The following is a 1273-nucleotide window of genomic DNA, read 5'->3' as shown; positions in this document are numbered from 1 at the left end:
AAGAAATGCTCCAATTGATGTATATTTATTAATTATTTCGTAATTTTAATCATAATGCAGAGGAGTTTTCAGCATGAAAGACATTTTAAAAAATTATTTAGAAATGATTCAAGATAGATTATGGGAGATTAGTGATACCTTATACCATCATCCCGAATTAGGGGATCAAGAATATGAATCTAGTAAACGATTAATAGAGTTCCTCGAAGAACATAATTTTGTAGTGGAGAAGGGAATTGTTGGCCGGGCAACATCTTTTAAAGCCGTATATGACAGCAAGAAGGTTGGACCAACGATTGCTTATTTATCCGAATACGATGCATTACCAGAGGTTGGGCATGGGTGCGGTCATAATATGATCGGAACGATGAGTGCAGGTGCTGGTGTGACCTTAAGTAAAGTAGTGGATGAAATTGGCGGCCGTGTAGTTGTCTTAGGAACACCTGCCGAAGAAACTAACGGTGCCAAAGTGCCGATGTCAGAACAAGGTATGTTTGATGATATAGATGCAGCAATGATTCTGCATCCTGGAGATGAGTCCTATGAGAGTGGTGAATCTTTAGCAATGGATGCGATTCAATTTGACTTCCGAGGCAGGACCAGTCATGCGGCAGCTTCTCCAGAGAAGGGTATTAATGCACTCGATGCTGTAATCCAATTATTTAATGGGATCAATGCCCTTCGTCAACATGTAACTTCTGATGTTAGAATTCATGGGATCATTAAAGAAGGCGGAGTGGCAGCCAATATTGTCCCTGATAAAGCCGTTGCTCAGTTTTATGTTCGAGCCAAAGACCGAAGCTATTTAAATGAGGTTGTTCAAAAGGTAATCAGTATTGCAAAAGGGGCATCTTCGATGACTGGTGCAGAAGTCCATATTGAAAATTATGAATTAAGTTATGATAATATGGTAACCAATCAAACGCTGTCCCAATTATTTACTGCAAATCTCTTGAGTACTGGTGTTAAGCAAGTTCACAAAGCGAAGAATTCATATGGTTCAATTGACATGGGGAACGTAAGCCATGTTGTCCCAGCTATCCATCCTTACATTGGTCTTGATTCGCCTGGACTTATTGCTCATACTAGGGAATTTGCAGATTTAACAATCACTGATAACTCTCACCAGATACTTTCAAAGGGAGCTTTGGCTCTTGCCCTAACTGGCTTTGATTTAATAACCAATAAAGATGCATTGGAAAAAATGAAAAATGAATTTATGCAGGCAGTAGAAAGCAAACATTAATATTTTTTCTAAAGGCTATTTTCGCAT

General features: G+C 38.8%; 1 protein-coding gene. It reads left to right on the top strand.

The window, feature by feature from the left end:
• Positions 1-73 precede the first annotated feature (73 nt).
• Complete coding sequence (locus tag V7137_RS30545) at positions 74-1246, top strand: M20 family metallopeptidase (protein WP_335701540.1); 1173 nt, start codon at positions 74-76, stop codon at positions 1244-1246.
• Positions 1247-1273: the final 27 nt, after the last annotated feature.

The sequence above is a fragment of the Neobacillus drentensis genome, assembly GCF_036962765.1.
Taxonomy (GTDB): Bacteria; Bacillota; Bacilli; order Bacillales; family Cytobacillaceae; genus Neobacillus; species Neobacillus drentensis_C.
The sequence above is the reverse complement of the archived record's forward strand: the minus strand, read 5'-3'. Positions and strand labels throughout refer to the sequence as shown.

Coding starts and splice junctions, on each gene's coding strand:
- V7137_RS30545 (WP_335701540.1), top strand. CDS start 74: ATGAAAGACATTTTAAAAAATTATTTAGAAATGATTCAAGATAGATTA.